Here is a 15,469-nt window from a genome sequence, read left to right on the forward strand (position 1 = left end):
GGTAGGCCAGCACCTCTGGGTCAATGCTGTGATTGCGCCTGCAGGTTGTGAGTTGGAGCCGAAGCGGCGAGGGCAGCAGGCCTGGATGACAGGGCTGCGATCGCCGCTATCAAGGCGAGGCCACCAATGAAGCACGCGACCGGGACCCAATCGCTACCGTTGGACATGAGTGCGTAGCACAGACTTGGTGAGAAACCGGCAACGATGAAGCTCAGCTGGGTGGCTAAGCCGACACCGGTATAGCGCACACGGATGCTGAACATCTCTGCATAGAACGAAGGCCACAGGGCATTAGGGGCGCTGTAAAGCAAAGATTTGAGAACAACAGTGCTGAAGATGATCAGACCAATGCTTCCAGTGGTGATTGACCAGAGGAAGAAGAATACCCCTGCACTGCAAGCGAATGCGCCCACCGTGAAGATTGTCTTGCGCCCAATTCGGTCACCCAGCAGCCCGAACAAGGGCTGACACACCAACGCTACCGCCTGACTGGCTGCAATCGCAGTAAGCATTGAGGGCCGATCGATCCCTTGGTTATTGGTGGCCCAGGAGAGGCCAAAAATCATTACAAGGGAGGAAACCGAACAGATCAATGCGCAGCAAAATACAGTAAAGAATGCGCGACGTTCGTTGCGCATGAGGTCGACGACAGGCGGAAGGTCACTGGCAGGTTTACTTGCTTTGAACTCGGGACTTTCTTCAACGCCGCGACGGATAATCCACGTGATCACGACCATTACTGCGCTGAGCAAGAACGGAATGCGCCATCCCCAGCTCAGAAGCTGCTCTTCACTCAACATGGAGAGCGGGATGAACACTGAGGTGGCGAGGATCGACCCCATGGAGGCGCCATTGATCAACCAGCTTGTGTAGAACCCTTTACTTTTACCCGGAGCATGCTCCATGGTCAGCAAGCTGGCCCCCACCTGTTCTCCACCTGCAGAAAACCCTTGAAGCAAACGGCATAAAACCAACAGCGCTGGTGCCCACGCACCCACTGTCGAGTAAGTTGGCAGAAGGCCGATGGTGAATGTTGCGAGACCCATCAGCAGCAGCGTCATCATCAATACTTGCTTTCGGCCCCACTTGTCGCCCAGGTGACCGCAAACCAATGCGCCGATTGGGCGCGCTATGTAGCCAACGCCGAAGGTGGCAAGCGCAGCAAGCGTACCCGCCATAGGATCATTGGAGGGGAAGAAGAGGGTGCTGAAAACCAAGGCTGCGGCAGAGCCGTAAATGAAGAAGTCGTAGTACTCGACGACGCTACCCAGGAAGCTGCCGAATGCAGCTCTGCGGGCCATGCGCCGGTGGTTTGTGGCATCTGAATGCATGGTGACACCTTTCTTGTAATTGTTTTTATAAGAAAACTCAGCGGCTGCCAAATGGTGCCAGCTGGCTACCGCCGCAGACATGAATGACTTCGGCGGTTACGAATCCGGCGTCCCCAGAAGCCAAATAAGAAGTAGTTCCAGCAATATCCTCTGGCGTGGCCAGACGCTTCAGTGGTGTATTGCTGATAGACCCCTGCGCCATTCGCTCAAAGCTCTCTGCATCACGTCCATCCAGTGTGAATGCGGAGGGTAAGAGGCCTGGCGCAATGGCATTCACGGTGACGTTGTAGTCGGCTAACTCTCGAGCCATCGATCGTGTCAGGCCAACCAAGCCAGCCTTGCACGCCACATAGGCAGGAGGGCCGCCCGCTACCCAGCATCGCGACACCATGTTGATTACTCGACCACTTGCTTGTCGCTGCCAGTAAGGGGCGACGTGCTGGCAAATCAACGCCGGAGCGCGGAGGTTTACAGCCATCATGTGATCCCACTTCGCGACGTCGAAGTCGTAGATAGAGCCTCGGTGGTTAACGGCAGCGTTGTTGACCACAACGTCGATGCGACCAAACTGCTGACCCACCTGCTCGACCATTTCACGGATCGACGCGGGGATGCCAAGATCAGCCTGGACTGCAACGGCACATTGGTCGGGCGCCAGTTGAAGCTGCTCCAAGAAGCCCTGAGTCGCTTCCAGGTCGATATCAACGGCCGCAATGTGCATTCCATCTTTGGCTAAGCGAATGCAGATTGCCCGCCCCAGTTCTCCAGCGGCGCCGGTGACGAGTGCAACGCGGCGATTTTCATATGTTGTATTCATGGGCACGGTACCTCAGGGCTTGTTTCGGAAGCGACGGTGGTCATATTCATGTAGCGACGCACAAGATCCCGGTTCCGGGACAGCTTCGATACGTCGGTGTGGCTCGAGTCAAAATCCTCAATTGAGATCCAGTCGTCGAAACCGTTTTTTCGGAGCGTTTTCAGCATCGATTGAAGCGGTAGCACCCCCTCATCCGGCGGGCACCATTCCCAGCGCCAGCCCTCGCCAGGGGCCTGCGGAACGTACGCCACATTTTTAACTTGCACGTGAGCGAGGTAATCGCCCATCAGATCCAGCGACAGCTGCACGTCCTCTCGCCCCTCGATTGCCAGGTTGCCAAGGTCGTAAATGATGCCCAGCTGCCGCGCCGGATAGTGCTCAGCGATTCGCATCGCAAGCGAAGGGCTAGAACAGATGGTTCGTTGGTGGACTTCAAGCGCGAGCTGAATACCTGATTTTTCGGCGAGCGGGACAATGTCATCGAGGAAGCGGCGCATAGTCGAATAGCCGGCGGCATAACGCTGACTCTCGTAGCCAGGGCCCCAGAGTCGAAGTCGGGCTTGACCTGCTTGAGCGGCTAGGTCGATGAGGAGTCGCGCATTTTCAATGTCCCCGACAGCCAGGTAAGGGCTTAGCCCAAAAATCTCGATGCCGTGCGACTGGCAGTGACGGTAAATGCGATCAATAGCCTGATGAGTCGGAGGTACGGTACAGCGGTTATTGCTTCGCGCGTCCCATGGGCGCCCAGCATCCAGGTTATCGACGTTTGCCACCCGCCATTCCACACCTTGGTAGCCTTCCCGCGCTAAGTGCTCGACAAGGTGTTCGGGGGAAAGCGTAGGCAGCGAAGCGCTGGAGACGCCTAAACGCGGCGTTTTTTGTTGTGTCATATACAGCACCTTAATCACACCCCGAGGTGGTGGGGTGGCTGGATGCTAAATCAAACAGGTGGTTCATTAAATTGATATAAAAGCCACCTTTGGTTAACCTGTGGGTTGATAAACAGAGGTGTTGAATGAAGCCATCACCCATCAGTCTTCGTCATTTCAGGGTGTTCCTCGCAGTCGTTAGCTCTGGCAGCCTTGTGACGGCTGCCAAGCTTCTTCACATCACGCTGTCGGCGGTATCCAAAAGCATCAAGGAGCTTGAGCAGGAACTGGACGCCCAGTTGCTGGTGCGTGGGCGAAAGGGGGTGCAACTGACGCAAGCGGGCGAGTCGTTCAGCAAGCATGCCACTCAGACCATGGCCAACTTCCGGCTGGCCATGGAGGAGGTGAAAGATGTGCCCCAAGCACCCCAGGTTTTGAAAGTGGGTGCGTTACCGACTGCTGCTGGTTACATGCTTGCACCTGTCGTAGAGCAGATGCGTCAGCGATACCCCCATATTCAGGTGCAGGTCGCTTCCGGTATTTACGATTACCTGGTGGGCAAGCTGAGAACGCGTGAACTCGACTTGATCGTGGGCCGCTTGATCGGACGGGACATGGTAGGTGTGGTGTTTGAAGCACTCTACGAAGAGGATCTGGTGCTTGTGGTACGCAGTGGCCACCCATTGACCCGGCAGCGTCATCTTGGTTTGGAAGATCTGCGCCCCTACACGCTCGTCGTTTCGCCGCACGGGACCTTGGTGCGGATCAGCGTCGACAATTTTTTATTATCCAAGGGCGGGGTTGAGGGATTTCAAATACAGGAATCTCTGAGCGAGACATTCTCGCGAGTGTATGTGCAAGATTTCGATGGGGTGTGGTTTGTTCAGCGGGGGGTGGTCGATCTGGATATACGCATGGGGTTAGTTCAGCAATTGCCGTTCAGCAGCACACTGCTTCGTGCTCCGATAGGATTGACGTCCCCGACAGACCGGCCATTATCAGAGGCGGCCACCGTTTTTGCCGAGCTGTTGAGGCAATGGTGTGCTCAAGTGCAGCCCCAAAACTGAGCGACTGGATGGGCCTCAATATCGACTGACCTGCAGGAGGTGGTGATGGGGGACGATCCCGCTCGCCCCCGTAGCCTGATACCCGCACGATATAAATGCACTGGGCATTCAGCGGGTGGAGTGACAAAGCCTTTCTATGATCCGGCGGGCCCTGTTGGCACCGACGTCAACATGAATATCAATCATCTGCCGTTCACCGAATCGACACATGTTCTTGTATTGAGATTCGATAACAACTTTGTCCTCATCAAATGTCATCATGGTTTGCTCAACTACTTTCGCTTTAACTTCTTCGTGATTGCTTTCCGGGTTGGTGGCGATGGTCCAGAAGTAATGGCTAGTGGTTTCGGTTTCCGGGGTCACGCCATGGAAGCCGCGCATGTGGAAGCCGCCCCGCTGCGGATTGTCCAGGGGCTCGGTTCCGGCATCTACAGCGCCGGTCCAAATACGCAAGTGGCTGATATGAAACTCAATTTCCTGCCATCGATCGACAGTGCCCTTGAATGGGTAGGCGGCGACATAGGTCGGAGGTGGGACGGAGTCAGGCATGTGTCGAACAACGCGAACCGAATGGTCGTCACTTTCTACCGTCATCTGGGCATTCATGTGAACGCTGGCGTTGCCGCCAATGGTGCGTAGGTGGACATAGCCCAAATGGCTCAGATCCATCAAGTTGTCGTGTATGAGCTGATAGGGCGCGTCGTAGTGATACACGTCACCCTCAAAAAGATAATGCCCATTCGTGTGAACATCGTAGGCAGGAGGTTCATCGATAGGCTCTGGGTGTTCGGGGCTGCCAAACCAGATCCAAACAATCTGGTCTTTTTCAACCACGTGAAAGGCTGCCACTTTTGCTTTGCTAGGTATTTTTTCCTGGCCGGGGACCTCAATGCATTTACCGGCTTCATTGAACAAGAGACCGTGATAGCCGCAGCGAAGGCCGCTGGCTTCAAGTGTTCCATCAGACAGCGGTAGTGCCCTGTGACAGCATCGGTCTTCGAGTGCCGCCACCTTGCCATCCGCTGTGCGGAACATCACGACTGATGTGTTCAGCAAGGTTCGGCCCACGGGACGATCCTTGAGTTCCCAGCCCAACGCAGCCACATACCATTGATTGAGCGGGAATGTGGAAGGTTTGGCGGGTGCAATATCCTGGGCGAGTGACTGAAGGGGAGAGGCAGTCATGGGAGTCTCCGTTGCAGTGAATGTGTTGGTTAGAGATCAGAGGTCAAGTACGAGTCGAGGTGACTTTGCCCGGGAGCAGCATGGCGTGAAGCAATCATTCCTGGCGTGTTCATCGGCGGTCATGAATTGATCCCTGTGATCCGGGATACCCTCCAGCACGCGTGTCACGCAGGTCCCACACACGCCTTGTTCGCAGGATGTTTGAACTTCAATTCCCGCGTCGTCCAACACCTCGAATACGCTGCGGTCGACTGGAATTTCAAAGGTTCTACCGCTCCTGGCGAGCACTACCTCGAAGGGCGTGTTTGAACCCTGGTCACTGACCTGGCCCGCAAAGAACTCTCGATGCATGCGCGCTTGCGGCCAGCCGGCAGCCTCGCCGGTTTCCAGAATGTGGTTCATGAAGCCAGTGGGGCCGCACACATACAGATGGCAACCTTGATCGACCGTATCGAGAATGGCGGCGGCATTCAGTTTTTGCTGCTGCACGCCGCTGTCATCATGGAAAGTGATGCGGTCCGCGAACGGCGCATGAGCAAGTGCCTTGACGAATGCTGCACGGTCGCTGGAGCGGAAGCAGTAATGAAGCTCGAACTCCAGGCTGCGATGCGAAAGCTCATAAGCCATGGCCAGGATTGGGGTAATACCAATGCCTCCGGCAAACAGCAGATGGCGCTTAGCGCTGTGGTCGAGCTGGAACAGATTGCGTGGCGCACTGATCGTCAGCGTTTGACCTTGCTCTACAGCTGAGTGCATTGCCTGCGAGCCGCCGCGGGAGCTAGGCTCCCTCAGAACACTAATGAGATAGCGATTACGCTCTCGTGGGTCATTGCACAGCGAGTACTGGCGAATGAGCCCGCCTGGTACATGAACGTCGATGTGGGCACCGGCTTCAAAGGGCGGAAGTGATCCGCCATCCAAGGGGCTCAATTCAAAGCTGCAAACACCTTCTGCTTCGATTGCCTTGCGGCTGACGTTGACTTCAAACATGACTCATCCCTCCACATTCAAGCGGCTACTGAAAATTCACAGGTAAATGATCGACCGGGAGGAGGTCAGCCTGGCGCGAATGGCGGCAGCTCTGGCTTGCAGCCAGGCACGCGGGAAGTGACTAGGTGACGGGTGTTCATGGCACTACCTGATAATTATTTTTGTGAGGTGCTGTGACGGCATATCATGCTGGGCTGGCCCCAGCTATCGGTTGAGTAAATCCTCGGATCAATTGGTTGCGGTGTCAACTAATTTTCTCCAAGGCCAATTGAAGGTGTGCTCTCTATGTCCACGGCCCCCCAGCTAGACCTCGCCCGCTATTTCTCCAAGGCCAATTGAAGGTGTGCTCTCTATGTCCACGGCCCCCCAGCTAGACCTCGCCCGCTATGTGCCCGCGCTGCTGAATTTTCTGTCGAACAAACTCTCCTCAGGGGCTTCGCAGTGCTATCGAAAACACTTCGGGATTGGCGTTGTGGAGTGGAGGATGCTGTCCATGCTGGCAGTGGAAAGCGGGATAACGGCGAATCGTATCTGCCAGGTGATCGGCCTCGACAAAAGTGCTGTTAGCCGCTCTCTACAGGCGCTGGAGGTGGCAGGGCGAGTTCGTACGGAAGTAGATCCTGCTGACGGAAGGCGCTACACCGTTTCGCTTACCGAGAGCGGTGTGCAGTTGTACAACCGGGTCTTGATGGTTGCGCTTGAACGAGAGCGTCGCTTGCTGAGCGGCCTCTCGTCAGCCGAAGTCGATACCTTGATCAACTTGCTTGGACGCTTGAACAGCCAGGTCTCTCACGTCAACGACTACGATCCAGAGAACCCCTGAGCGTGATGACAATGATCTTCATCCGTTCGACGACCAAGCTGCACCTGAGATAACACTACCGGCTACCGGCGCCCCCTTCCGGTATCAACCCTCCACGCTGCCTTCGCACATTTGCGCGGGCATACCCCCCTCGGACCATCGCAACCGCACGATTCAATGCTTGGCCGCAAGTATCGCGATTGCCGATAGGTCACATCCCAACAAGCGATTAGTCAGAGCCCTGCACTGAGGTCAACCTGTTCCCGTCGTCTGGTCTATCCCGCCAGCTGACTTCACCTTGGCAGGTCGATCGCATCGATCCCGTTCGCCTCGTCCTGCCGTGCTGGCAAAGAAAATTGCCAACAAAAACAATAAAAGAGGGTTCGTTCGATGGCTATTCGCTCCATCGCCGCAGCGCGGCGTGCGCCTTTCACTCTGACGCTCGCCACTGCCTTGGTCTGCGGTCTTCCATGTGCCCAGGCGTTTGAAGTGCAGACCGACAACCCTGACCTCAGTCTGCGGTGGGACAACACGCTCAAGTACAGCTCTGCCTGGCGCCTGAAGGACCAAAGCAGCAAGCTCAGCAGCGGCTCGGTGGCGTTGAACCAGGACGATGGCGACCGCAACTTTGACAAGGGCCTGATCTCCAACCGCCTGGATGTACTCTCTGAACTGGACATTGGCTACCGCGAATACGGCGCGCGGATCAGTGGCGCGGGCTGGTTCGATACCGAATACCAGAAAGACAACGACAACAATGACCCGACGCGGGCCAACCAGCGTTCGGTTGCCTACGACGAATTCACCGACGATACCCGCCACTTGCACGGCGGCGACGGCGAGCTACTGGATGCCTTTGTCTACTGGAATGGTGATCTGGCCGACCGCGCGCTCTCGGTACGTCTGGGCCGCCACGGGCTGATTTGGGGTGAAAGCCTGTTCTTCGGCGCCAACGGTATCGCTGGCGGCATGGCACCGGTAGACGTGGTCAAGGCAGTGTCGGTACCCAACACCCAGTTCAAGGAAATCACCCGGCCGGTCAGCCAACTGTCGACCACCTATCAACTGACTAATGCATTGTCAGTCGGCGCTTACTACCAGTTCGAATGGGAAGAAACCCGTTTGCCGGGGGCTGGCAGCTATTTTTCGGTGAGCGACACCATTGGCGAAGGTAACGAGCGGCTGATTGTCGGCGCACCGTTCCCGCCATTTCTGGGCGGCAACCCCGGCAGCCCGGCAGCCTTTTTCCACGGCAACGACAAAGAAGCCAAGAGCTCGGGGCAGGGCGGCCTGCAGTTGCGCTACACCGCCGACACCGTTGAGTACGGCCTTTACGCCATCCAGTACCACGACAAATCTCCCAAGCTGTACTTGAAGCCAAGCGCTACCGGACCGAACTTCGCCACTGGCCAGATCGGCGAATACTACTGGGTCTATCCCGAAGAGATCCGTGCACTGGGCGCAAGCTTTGCCACCACGCTGAATGAGTACAGCTTCGCCGGTGAAGCCTCCATGCGCTGGAATATGCCGCTGGTTTCCAACGGCCAGACCGTTACGCCGGGCATGGTTGCCGACAATGACGACCATCCGCTTTATGCCGTGGGCCGCACGGCGCACCTGAACCTCAACATGCTGGCGTCGCTGGGCCCCTCGTTCATCGCCAATGAGGCAAGCCTGGTCGGCGAAATCGCTTGGAACCGCTTGCTCAGTGTCACCAAGAACCGTGCTGCGCTGGATCCGAGCGCTACCGACGACGGCGTTGGCATCAAGCTGGTGTACAGCCCGACATATCGGCAGATTTTCCCTGGCATCGACCTCAGTGTGCCAGTGGGCGTCAGCTACTTCCCCATGGGCAAATCGGCGGTGATCAGCAGCTTCGGCCCGGACCGCGGTGGCGATTTCAACATCGGCTTGAGTGCAACCTACCTGGACCGAGTCACCTTCGGCCTGACCTACACCCACTACTACGGCCCAGAGGACACCAACCTCAACGCCGCCAGCCAGTTTACGTTCAAACAATCACTGAAAGACCGGGACTACCTGGCCTTCTCGGTCAAAACAACATTCTGAGGGGACGCGTGCATGAACATTCCTTTCTCACTCAAGCATTTTTGTGTGGCCCTGCTCGGCGCTGCCGCGCTCAGTTTGCAACCCGTGCAAGCCGCTGGCCCGGATGATCTGGGCAAGCAACTGACGCCGCTGGGCGCTGAGCGCGCCGGTAACGCCGACGGCAGCATTCCGGCGTGGGACGGCGGCTACACCAAGGTGGACCCCGCGTTCAAAGAGGGTGGCAAGCGCGGCGATCCGTTTGCCGCTGACAAACCGCTGTTCAGCATCACTAGCAAGAACATGGACCAGTACGCGGCCAAACTCAGCGATGGCACCAAAGCCATGTTCAAGCGTTACCCGGATACCTATCGCATCGACGTTTATCCAACCCGGCGCAGCGCTGCAGCTCCGCAATGGGTGTACGACAACACCCTGAACAATGCCAAGCACGCCAAGCTGGTGCAAAGCAGTGCAGGCCTTGTGCCCGAAGGTGCCTACGGCGGTATTCCGTTCCCGATCCCGAAAGACGGCACAGAGGCGATGTGGAACCACATCCTCAACTGGCGCGGCACGTCACTGGCGATGGATTTCCGGCATTACTTGATCACCGCCGATGGCGCCCAAGTACTGACCACTGACGGCAAAGCGGTGCAGGAGATGCCGTATTACTACAAGGATGGTAACGCCGCCAGCTTCGACGGTGACTATTGGCTGTTCCGCCTGCTCAACGTTGGCCCGCCATTGCGGGCAGGCGAACAAATCATGGGACGTACCAACCTCAATGGCGACAAGTCAGAGGCCCACGTCTACCTGACCGGTCAGCGACGAGTGCGCAAGCTGCCCAACGCCTGCTGCGACACCCCTACGCCGGCGACTGCAGGCGTGATGTCGTTCGATGAGCTGAGTGTGTTCCAAGGTCGGCTGGACCGCTTCAACTGGAAGTTGGTGGGCAAGCAAGAGATGTACATCCCCTACAACACCAACAAGGTCCAGGCTGCCGGCAAGCCTGAAGACCTGTTCGACAAACATCACCTGAACCCCGACCAAGTGCGCTGGGAGCTCCATCGTGTGTGGGTGGTAGACGCCGAACTTGCTCCCGGCAAGCGTCACCAGTTGCCCAAAGGGCGGTACTACCTCGACGAGGACACATGGCAAGCCATGCTCGGTGACCGCTGGGACGCCAATGGCCAGTTGGCCAAGACCCTGTGGTCGCTGCCCGCGGTGATGCCAGACCTACCGGCGGTGGCCCAGTTGTCTTCGGGCTTCTATGACCTGGTGTCCGGTGCCTGGTTCATCCAGAACGTTTACACCGGCAAAGCTCAGCAGTACGCCTCGGTCGAACGTTACAAACCTGCTGAATTCTCACCTGCCGCAATGGCCGGGCGGGGCGTGCGCTGACGATGTTCAGGGGAGGGTGCATAGCGCCTTCCCCTCCTGCGACAGAATCGAGGTAGATATGAACACACTGCGTCAGTTGAGTGGCCTGTTGTTGGCCCTCCTTATGCCCTTTGCGCCTTATTGCCTGGCTCAAGGGCTGGTGGTCGGCGACGTACTACAGAGCCCGGCGGCCAAGGTTGCCAACCCTCAGCGCGGGGTTTTCACTGCCCTGGCCTTGGCGGGCCAGCGCCTGGTGGCGGTAGGTGAACGCGGTCTGATCCTGCTATCCGATGACAACGGCGAGCATTGGCGTCAAGCCCGCGTGCCGGTATCGGTGGGGCTCACCGCAGTGCAGTTTGCCGATGCCAATGTCGGCTGGGCCGTGGGCCATGGCGGTGTAGTACTGGGGACTGGCGACGGTGGCGAAAGCTGGAGACTTCAGCTCGATGGCCTGCGTGCAGCGCAGCTTGAATTGCAGGCAGCGCAAAGCGCGCTGTCGACCCAGGCGGATGACGAAGTGGCGCAAGTACGCGTACAAACCGCCGAACGCCTGCTTGCTGAAGGGCCCGACAAACCACTCCTGGCGCTGTCAGCCCGTGACACCAAGCATGTGCTGGTGGTTGGTGCCTACGGCCTGGCTTTGCGCAGCGATGACGGCGGCGCTAGCTGGCATTCAGCGATGGGCCAGATCGATAACCCAATGGGCCTGCACCTGTATGCCGTGGCGTACCAAGGTAATGACTTGGTGCTGGCCGGCGAGCAGGGCTACTTAGCGCGGGCGCTGGACGGTGAACACTTCGAACAGATAAGCAGCCCCTATGCCGGCACGCTGTTCACCTTGGCAACGCGCGGCGACGGTGCACTGCTCATTGGCGGGCTCAAAGGCCACGCGTTTGTCCTGGCGCCCGGTGCCGAGCGCGCCGAAGCGTTGCCGACCCTGGCGCCGGTGTCCTTCAGTGATGCCAGTGTTCTAAACGATGGTCGCGTGCTGCTGGCCAATCAAGCGGGCGGATTGTTTGCAAGCGCTCCCTCGGGATTCACCCCGGTCTCCGAATCATTGCGCAAACCGGTCTCAGGCATCGTCCAGGCCGCCGATGGCAGCCTCGTTGCCGCGGGGTTCTCCGGGCTTTCGCGCCTGCCACAGCCCACCGTTTCCGCTTCGGAGTGAGTCAATGAATTCCGCTCGCCAAACCCTGTCATCCGCGTCCGATAACTTCGATCCTCGCTCTGGATCGCTGATCGAACGCGCACTGTTCAATCACCGCCATTGGGTGCTGTTGCTGTGCTTGCTGACCACCGTGCTGCTCGGTTGGCAGTCGGGCCGCCTGGAGCTCAATGCCAGCTTCGAGAAGATGATCCCCACCGGGCACCCCTACATCGCCAACTACCTGGACAACCAGAAGGAGTTGTCCGGCATCGGCAATGCGGTGCGTATCGCCGTCACCAACCGCCACGGTGATATCTACGACGCCCATTACCTGCGTACCCTGCAGGCGCTGAGCGACCAGATCTACCTGTTGCCGGGTGTTGACCGCGCCTACATGAAATCGCTGTGGACGCCTGCCACCCGTTGGGTTTCGGTGACCGAAGAGGGCCTGGACGGCGGCCCGGTGATTCCTGATGAATACGATGGCAGCCCGTCATCGCTGGGCGAACTGCGGCGCAACGTGCAATTGTCCAACGAGATCGGTCAATTGGTAGCCTTCGACCAGCGCTCCAGTATCATCTACGTGCCGCTGATGGCGCGCACGCCCGATGGCAAGCCGTTGGACTACCGGGTGTTGTCCGATCAGTTGGAGACCCTGCGGGCGAAGTACCAGAGCGACAGCGTCGATATCCACATCACCGGTTTCGCCAAGAAAGTCGGTGACCTGATCGAAGGCCTGGAGCAGATCCTGCTGTTCTTCGCTGTTGCCATCCTGATCACCACGGTGGTGCTCTACGGCTACACGCGTTGTGTGCGCAGTACCTTGCTGGTGGTGTTCTGCTCGCTGGTGGCGGTGGTCTGGCAGCTTGGCCTGCTGCCCCTACTGGGCTACGAGCTGGACCCCTATTCGGTGCTGGTGCCGTTCCTGGTGTTCGCCATTGGCATGAGCCACGGCGCGCAGAAAATGAACGGCATCATGCAGGACATCGGTCGCGGTATGCACCGCGTGGTGGCTGCGCGTTTCACCTTCCGCCGACTGTTCCTCGCAGGCCTCACTGCGCTGCTGTGCGACGCCGTGGGCTTTGCCGTTTTGATGCTTATCCAGATCCAGGTGATCCAGGACCTGGCGATCATCGCCAGCATCGGTGTGGCCGTGCTGATCCTCACCAACCTGATCCTGCTTCCGGTGCTGCTCTCCTATGTCGGCGTCAGTCCTAACGCTGCTGCGTTGAGCCTTAGAAGCGAGCGGGCCGAGGAGGGGGGCCAGGTGCGTCATGCATTCTGGCGCTTCCTTGACCTGTTCACCCGCAAGCCCTGGGCCGCCGTCTGCGTGGTTGTCAGCCTGGTGATGGCAGTGCTCGGCTTCCTGGTCAGCCTGAACTTGGCCATCGGCGATCTTGACGCCGGGGCCCCGGAGTTGCGCGCCGACTCGCGCTACAACCTGGACGATGCCTTCATGACCCGCAGTTACGGGGCCAGCAGCGATCTTTTCGCGATCATGGTGCGTACACCAAACAGCGCCTGCGCACGCTACGACATCCTGCGCAAGGTCGATGAGCTGGACTGGCAACTGCGCAGCCTGCCGGGCGTGGACTCGACCAACTCGCTGGCGCTGCTCAACCGTCGGATGCTGGTAGGTCTCTCCGAAGGCAGCCCCAAGTGGTACGAACTGCAGAACAACCAGGCGATGCTCAACATGATCACCGCCAGCGCGCCGCGCGGGCTGTACAACGAGTCGTGCAACTTGCTCACGCTCTATGTCTACCTCTCCGACCACAAGGCGCAAACGCTGACCCGGCTGGTGGAGCACGTCGAAGCCTTCGCCGCTGCCAACGACACCGACGAAGTCAAATTCCAGTTGGCTGCCGGTAACGCCGGGATCGAGGCCGCTACCAACATCGTGGTCAAGGAAGCCAATCGCGAGATGCTGTTCTGGGTCTACGGCGCGGTGATCTTGCTGTGTCTGATCACCTTCCGCTCCTGGCGCGCCACCCTCTGTGCGGTGATTCCGCTGATGCTTACCTCCATTCTCTGCGAGGCGTTGATGGTCTGGCTGGGCATCGGCGTCAAGGTCGCCACCTTGCCGGTGATCGCCTTGGGCGTGGGCATTGGCGTCGACTACGCGCTGTATGTGATGAGCATCATGCTTGGCCACCTGCGCCAGGGCGCCAGCCTTTCCGAAGCCTATTACCGCGCGCTGGTCTCCACCGGCAAGGTGGTGATGCTCACCGGCGTGACCCTGGCCATCGGCGTCGGCACCTGGATCTTCTCACCCATCAAGTTCCAGGCCGACATGGGCGTGCTATTGGCCTTCATGTTCGTCTGGAACATGGTCGGCGCATTGCTGCTGTTGCCAGCGCTCGCCTATTTCCTGCTGCCAGCGACCCGCCGCAGCGATGCAGTCGTCGCCGCCGAGCCCGTCGCCGATATGCAGCCCGCCAAGGCCGCCGCCACGGGTCGCCCGTTGTTGCTGGATACCGCCAGCCGCTGACCTTCGCCCCAACAACAAGAGCACATGGGTATGACACCACTGATCGAGACTTTGCAAACCCTCTGGCTCGCAATGCCGCGCGGCCTACAGACGGCCATGGAGGCGCACTGCAATGAGCACTGAGCGCCAGGCGGGTTTGCCGCAATCCTTGTTGCTACTGTTTGGCAGCTGTTTGCCGGTGCTGGGCGCGGTGCTGCTGGCACCGGTACTGCCGCGCATGCAGGCGCATTTTGCCGATACACCCGGCGCCGAAGTGCTGGTGCCCATCAGCCTGACTATTCCTGCATTGGTGATCGCGCTTCTGGCGCCTTTTGCCGGTGTCATCGCCGACCGTCTGGGGCGCAAGCCGCTGTTGCTGGCCTCGATGATGCTTTACAGCCTCTGCGGGCTGCTGCCGCTGTGGCTTGAGTCGCTGCTGGGTATCGTCATCAGCCGTGCAGGCCTGGGCCTGGCGGAGGCTGGCATCATGACCTGCTGCACGACGCTGATGGGTGACTACTACCAGGGCGGGCGGCGCGAGCGCCTGTTCGCCCTGCAGATGGTCGCCACTTCGCTTTCGGCGGCAGTGTTCATCGCCTTGGGCGGCGCACTTGGGCAAAACGACTGGCGTCTGCCTTTCGTGCTGTACGGCGCCGGCCTGTTGCTCCTGCCGCTGATGGCAATGCTGCTTTGGGAGCCGAAGGTCGCTGAAGCCGCGGCGTTGTCTGGCAAGGCTGAAGACTTCCCGTGGCGCAGGCTCTTGCCGTTGTACCTGCTCACCGTACTGGCGGGCATCAGCCTATTCATCGTGCCGGTGCAAGCCGGTTTCCTGCTCACCTTGCTGCACGTCGACTCGCCCCAGCAGATCGGCATGACCATGGGCGCCAACCAGCTCGGCGTGCTGGCCGGTGCACTGAGCTTCCGCCTGCTCAACGCCCAGCGCCGGCAACACCTGCTGCTGCTGGCTTTCGCCACAGCCGGGGGCGGTGGGCTGCTGATGGCCACCACCGACAACCCAGCGCTGGTGGTGGTTGCGGTGCTGATCAATGGCCTGGGCATCGGATTGATGCTGCCGACCCTGATCACCGGGGTGATGAGGCAGGTTGATTTCACCCAGCGCGGCCGCGCCACCGGAGGCTTCACCGCGGCCCTATTCGCCGGCGAGTTCATCAGCCCTCTGGTGGTGCTGGGCCTTAATGGCGGCGTGGTCGCCCAATTGCCTGGCGCCCTGACCGTGGTGGCTGTCGCCCAGTTGCTGCTGGCGCTCGCCTGCGTGGTGCTGGCGAAGTGTTTCCGTTCGCGCGGCGCTGGCGCTACCACCACGCCTGATCACATCTAGAGGTAGCCATGCCCCTCGTGACGGCA

At 59.1% G+C, this 15,469-nt stretch carries 12 protein-coding genes; 7 read left to right on the forward strand and 5 right to left on the reverse strand.

The features are described from left to right. Nucleotides 1–20 precede the first annotated feature (20 nt). Genes MFF34_RS12250 through MFF34_RS12260 form a run of 3 tightly spaced genes read right to left on the reverse strand, consistent with a single transcriptional unit; the run spans nt 21 to nt 3,038 of the window. Nucleotides 21–1,412, reverse strand: a complete 1,392-nt coding sequence (locus MFF34_RS12250; RefSeq protein WP_238214112.1) for an MFS transporter — start codon at nt 1,410–1,412, stop codon at nt 21–23. Beyond that, nucleotides 1,369–2,148, reverse strand: a complete 780-nt coding sequence (locus tag MFF34_RS12255; protein ID WP_238214120.1) for an SDR family NAD(P)-dependent oxidoreductase — start codon at nt 2,146–2,148, stop codon at nt 1,369–1,371. The genes MFF34_RS12250 and MFF34_RS12255 overlap by 44 nt, the downstream gene beginning before the upstream one ends. Further along, nucleotides 2,145–3,038, reverse strand: a complete 894-nt coding sequence (locus MFF34_RS12260; protein ID WP_238214122.1) for a sugar phosphate isomerase/epimerase — start codon at nt 3,036–3,038, stop codon at nt 2,145–2,147. Before MFF34_RS12260 ends, MFF34_RS12255 begins: the two co-directional genes overlap by 4 nt. A gap of 125 nt (nt 3,039–3,163) precedes the next feature. On the opposite strand from MFF34_RS12260, the gene MFF34_RS12265 reads away from it, so the two are divergent. Continuing rightward, nucleotides 3,164–4,084, forward strand: a complete 921-nt coding sequence (locus MFF34_RS12265; protein ID WP_238214124.1) for a LysR substrate-binding domain-containing protein — start codon at nt 3,164–3,166, stop codon at nt 4,082–4,084. A 108-nt stretch (nt 4,085–4,192) separates the two neighbouring features. On the opposite strand, the gene MFF34_RS12270 is transcribed toward MFF34_RS12265, so the two are convergent. Both MFF34_RS12270 and MFF34_RS12275 read right to left on the reverse strand, forming a co-directional pair. Then, the gene (locus MFF34_RS12270) at nt 4,193–5,269 is read right to left on the reverse strand and encodes an aromatic ring-hydroxylating dioxygenase subunit alpha (RefSeq protein ID WP_238214132.1); all 1,077 of its coding nucleotides are present in this window, start codon (nt 5,267–5,269) and stop codon (nt 4,193–4,195) included. Nucleotides 5,270–5,305: 36 nt separating this feature from the next. Then, nucleotides 5,306–6,259 carry a PDR/VanB family oxidoreductase gene (locus MFF34_RS12275; RefSeq protein ID WP_238214134.1) on the reverse strand — a complete coding sequence of 318 codons (954 nt, stop codon included), beginning with the start codon at nt 6,257–6,259 and terminating at the stop codon, nt 5,306–5,308. A 352-nt stretch (nt 6,260–6,611) separates the two neighbouring features. Here MFF34_RS12275 and MFF34_RS12280 point away from each other — a divergent pair, with 352 nt between their 5' ends. From MFF34_RS12280 to MFF34_RS12305, 6 genes are all read left to right on the forward strand, one after another. After that, a complete protein-coding gene (locus MFF34_RS12280) occupies nt 6,612–7,082 on the forward strand; it encodes a MarR family winged helix-turn-helix transcriptional regulator (protein ID WP_027593298.1) in 471 nt (156 codons plus the stop codon). 369 nt (nt 7,083–7,451) lie between these two features. Further along, nucleotides 7,452–9,131: a DUF1302 domain-containing protein gene (locus tag MFF34_RS12285; RefSeq protein ID WP_238214136.1), complete on the forward strand. Its 1,680-nt coding sequence runs from the start codon at nt 7,452–7,454 to the stop codon at nt 9,129–9,131. A gap of 12 nt (nt 9,132–9,143) precedes the next feature. Then, on the forward strand, nt 9,144–10,508 hold the full coding sequence (locus MFF34_RS12290) for a DUF1329 domain-containing protein (RefSeq protein ID WP_238214138.1): 1,365 nt from the start codon (nt 9,144–9,146) through the stop codon (nt 10,506–10,508). 58 nt (nt 10,509–10,566) lie between these two features. Next, entirely contained in the window at nt 10,567–11,655 is a 1,089-nt protein-coding gene (locus MFF34_RS12295) for a BNR domain-containing protein (RefSeq protein ID WP_238214140.1), read from the forward strand. A 4-nt stretch (nt 11,656–11,659) separates the two neighbouring features. Continuing rightward, nucleotides 11,660–14,125: an RND family transporter gene (locus tag MFF34_RS12300; RefSeq protein ID WP_238214141.1), complete on the forward strand. Its 2,466-nt coding sequence runs from the start codon at nt 11,660–11,662 to the stop codon at nt 14,123–14,125. Between the two features lie 112 nt (nt 14,126–14,237). Next, complete coding sequence (locus MFF34_RS12305; RefSeq protein WP_099429312.1) at nt 14,238–15,443, forward strand: MFS transporter; 1,206 nt, start codon at nt 14,238–14,240, stop codon at nt 15,441–15,443. The last annotated feature ends 26 nt before the right edge of the window (nt 15,444–15,469 follow it).

Source organism: Pseudomonas sp. PAGU 2196, assembly GCF_022179005.1.
Taxonomy (GTDB): Bacteria; Pseudomonadota; Gammaproteobacteria; order Pseudomonadales; family Pseudomonadaceae; genus Aquipseudomonas; species Aquipseudomonas kermanshahensis.